This window comes from uncultured Sneathiella sp., assembly GCF_963976355.1.
In the GTDB taxonomy this organism is placed as follows: domain Bacteria; phylum Pseudomonadota; class Alphaproteobacteria; order Sneathiellales; family Sneathiellaceae; genus Sneathiella.
The window spans coordinates 1-3,462 of record NZ_CAXBKA010000025.1; the positions used below are offsets into that span (position 1 = coordinate 1).

At 52.3% G+C, this 3,462-nt stretch carries 6 protein-coding genes; 4 read left to right on the top strand and 2 right to left on the bottom strand.

The features are described from left to right. The 4 genes from AAC599_RS20025 to AAC599_RS20040 form a co-directional block, all read left to right on the top strand. Positions 1 to 503, top strand: a 503-nt coding sequence (locus AAC599_RS20025) for a hypothetical protein (RefSeq protein WP_340152138.1), incomplete at its 5' end; no start/stop codon positions are given. Further along, on the top strand, positions 491 to 1,405 hold the full coding sequence (locus AAC599_RS20030) for a hypothetical protein (RefSeq protein ID WP_340152139.1): 915 nt from the start codon (positions 491 to 493) through the stop codon (positions 1,403 to 1,405). The genes AAC599_RS20025 and AAC599_RS20030, both read left to right, overlap by 13 nt. A gap of 120 nt (positions 1,406 to 1,525) precedes the next feature. Beyond that, on the top strand, positions 1,526 to 1,777 hold the full coding sequence (locus AAC599_RS20035) for a hypothetical protein (RefSeq protein WP_068517724.1): 252 nt from the start codon (positions 1,526 to 1,528) through the stop codon (positions 1,775 to 1,777). Next, positions 1,777 to 2,367, top strand: a complete 591-nt coding sequence (locus tag AAC599_RS20040; protein WP_340152140.1) for an AAA family ATPase — start codon at positions 1,777 to 1,779, stop codon at positions 2,365 to 2,367. The genes AAC599_RS20035 and AAC599_RS20040 overlap by 1 nt, the downstream gene beginning before the upstream one ends. Positions 2,368 to 2,405: 38 nt before the next feature. Here the strand turns inward: AAC599_RS20040 and AAC599_RS20045 are convergent, their stop codons facing one another. Together AAC599_RS20045 and AAC599_RS20050 are read right to left on the bottom strand one after the other, a co-directional pair. Continuing rightward, positions 2,406 to 2,744, bottom strand: coding sequence for a hypothetical protein (locus AAC599_RS20045; RefSeq protein WP_340152141.1), 339 nt, complete (start codon positions 2,742 to 2,744; stop codon positions 2,406 to 2,408). Between the two features lie 68 nt (positions 2,745 to 2,812). Beyond that, on the bottom strand, positions 2,813 to 3,462 hold a 650-nt coding region (locus AAC599_RS20050; protein ID WP_340152142.1), incomplete at its 5' end, for a hypothetical protein.

The window sequence follows — 3,462 nt, forward strand, 5'->3', positions numbered from 1 at the left end:
CTTCCGTCGATGATCAATGTCTGATCCTGGCAAGGGAGTGGCAGCGCCTTTGTGCTGATCCCTGGACGCTGGCCAATGCCTGTTTGCGCGTAAATGAGGCCATTGAACGTGTCGGGTTTGATGGCGTCCGGAAAGCATTGGAAGATGTTAAACGACGCGGAAAAAGGCCCTCACGGCTTGGCCTGCTGGATATTCTTGATGCTCTGGCTGCTGAATGCTTCGTAGAAGAAAAGACGGATGTCGTTCTTGATCTATGCGATCCGTCCGATGCCCCGGAATGGCACGACATATGCCGGGTTGTTGCACAGGCCGACATTCCCGGATGTCGCAATCCGCGTATCTGGCTGTCGCAGATCCGGGCGGTCCTGACGGGCAATATAATCGACTTAAAAGCCCGGAACCGATGCGTACAGGATATGGCCCGTCATCATTTAATGGCGGTTATTGAGCTCGTTGCCGAACGCCGGGGTTTGCAGATCGGAGCTGTGTCATGCGTGAGCTGATGGCGTCCTCTGATCATTTTCCAGTGTCGTTTGAAGTCCGGCTTGAGGTGTTTCGTCATCAGGTGGCTGGCTTGTCGCGCATCCGACGCTGGAACGGAGCCTGTGATGTGAGTGTTGCCCAGCACTGCGTGCAGGCTTGCGATCTGGCTTCCCCCGAGACTGCCGGTTATGCCCTGATCCACGACATCGAGGAGTTTGATACCGGCGATATCACCACGCCGGTTAAGAATACCATGCGGTCGCTTGGTATCTGGCAGCGGTTTGCAAGCGAGATCGTCTTGCCGATCCGGCGACGGTTTACGCTTTTGGCCGGTTTGGAATGGCCATGGCCGGAAGGGGTGATCCGGGAAATCCACGAGATTGATCAGAAACTCAAGGCAACCGAATATCGCGATTGTGTCGATCTGTCACTGGTGCGGTTGTCCGCTAAGGACCTTGCCGAACCTTATCAGGATTACATGTTGCCTTGGAGCGCGACTAAGGCCGAGAATGTCTTTATGGAACGTGCGCAAAACGTTCTGCCAAGCATGGCAAAGTGCGATGCGGGCGATGTGCGAGAGCGTTCACATTGTTCTGGTCGCCTGATAGAAGGCGTCACAGACAAACATCACGAACTGATAGCGGATGCACAGGCTGCCATTACCTCCCTGATGAACGAGGCCTGTCAGACGAAGTTGCGTCTTGCCGAGTTGGAACAGGCATTCAAAACGCGCCAAGAGCAGCACTTGCCAACAAGCGACGACATGAAAAAGATGTCTCCAGAACAGCGAGAGGCGGCCTTGCAGCTTCGTGCCCAGCACTCTGCTGATTTAGCACTCCAGTCAGGTATGCGAAAGCGGCTGGCCTTCATAGAATGCGAGATCGCTCACTGGCAGGAGAGAATTGCTCTGGCCACAGCCTGATCTTGAGGAAATGGCCGCAATAATTCGACGAGTGCGATATTGCGTTTTTCAACACGTATCGATGGTGTATAAGAACTTATGTCTTACAAACATGCAGACGAAGTGCAGCAAGGAAATATCATGCCGGAAATCACGTTTGAGCAGGTGACGAATGCCAGAGGGGCGGATGGTCGCAAGCTCTGGCTGGAGTTTGAAAAGCAGCTTGCCAATGACGATGGCCGGGCAGCAAAAGCCCATCTCGAGGCTGGACGACCGGTATTTTACTGCGATCCGACACATGAAGGCAGTATTGTTCGCAAATGGCCTGATGGCCGGTGTGAACTGGTGTCCGTCAATGATGACGGGACTGTTGAAGTTCTCCGTGCCATCTGATGGCTCAGCTCTGGATTGTTGCTGGTCCAAACGGGGCAGGCAAAAGCACACTGGTCGAGCGGTATAACCCTGCAGAACCCCAATCTTTGCCGGTGGTTAATCCGGATAATATTCATAAACTTTATCCAGAGCGTGGTAGGGTTTATGCGGGCCGTGAAGCTATTTTGCAGCAGGAAAACCATCTTTCCTGTGGCGCTTCTTTCATCATAGAGACGACTCTTTCCGGGCAGCGCGAGCTGCAATTGGTCAAGGCGGCAAGATCAAAAGGCTACGGCATAAATTTTGTTTATGTCGGATTGCCTGATCCGTCACTGTCAATTGCCAGGATCGCGCAGCGCGTCGCAGCGGGAGGGCATCATGTGCCCTCTGAGGACGTAAAACGCCGTTATCCGCGAAGCCTTGCAAGGCTTGCCGAGTTCATCGGTGTGGCGGATCGGGTTTACATCTTTGACAACTCGAGAGAGCGCAGCAGATTGCTTTTGTGTCGTGTGAAAGGACGTACCCGAAAGGTTGCAAGCCAATTGCCGTCCTGGCTCAAGGCAGCTATCCCGCGTGCTTTCCAGAGGATCGACCGGGGAATGTCCATGTGACGAACCGGCAGAATTCTGCCGGTGCAGTCTCGACATAGTTAGGTTCCGTCAGGCCCGAAAGTTTTGTATAGGCCTAGAGGCTGATCCCAACATTTGATGTAAGGCAACATCTTGAAATCTGCTTTTAAATGTGGGGTTCCGTTGACGTAGAAGATGTTTCGCCGACTTTTGCGGCGCTTTACATCGACGTAACGCTTTAGCTTTTTCGCATCGTATACTGGATACCAGTTCCAATCATACCGCACAGCCGGAATATAGGTCAGTTGTTTATTGCTGACTTTGTATTGCTGGACTCGCCTTATCTCGGTGAGAACATAACCAGTTCCATCGCGTGCTTTTTCCATGACATACAAAGGCTTTTGTAGGGCGGTAATCAATACTGGTTCACCTTGAAACGAGACAACTGAAGGCTCAACAATTCGAACCAGTTTAGGCGTATTGAATCCTATTGTGAATGACGCTTGTCAGCAGCGATGATCGCTGCAAAGTCAAACGTCACCTCGCATTTTCGATCCCAGCGTTCCTCGATCTCATCCCAGTTGGCGTGAATGGTCAGTCTGTCTATGATTTGCCGAAGCGGAATCACCGCTTCCGGATCTCGGGACCAGACCCGTAATTTGGCAATCAGTTTGTTGTGGCGAGCGAGAATGCGGTCGATGCTTTTCGGGATAGACGTATCGGTCAGTTCCCGTTCATATCGGGAAATATCGAGTTTCGTGCGATGGATCTGTTCTGACTTGTCATCGAAGAATGCACGGATTTCATGGGACCTGGCATCGGGTCCCAGAGCATCAATTACCTTGTTCAGGCCGGTGCGGACATGCTCAAGTTCTTTGTTCAGCCGCGTGAGCTGACCTTCGAGCTCTGAGCGTTTCTTTGCCATTTTTGCACTGTCGAAATGTGCCATGATCATGTTCTGGTCAAGCGTGCTGATTGTCTTCATCACCATTGCGATAACCTCGTCATAATTGAGGCTCCGGTTGGGGCAACCTTTCGTTTTGCAAGAGTAGTGTCGTGCATAGGTCGCGACAATCTGTTCGCCATGCTTGCCGCAATAGAGCTTGCCGCCAAAGACCGCATTTGCGCGTTTGCCGG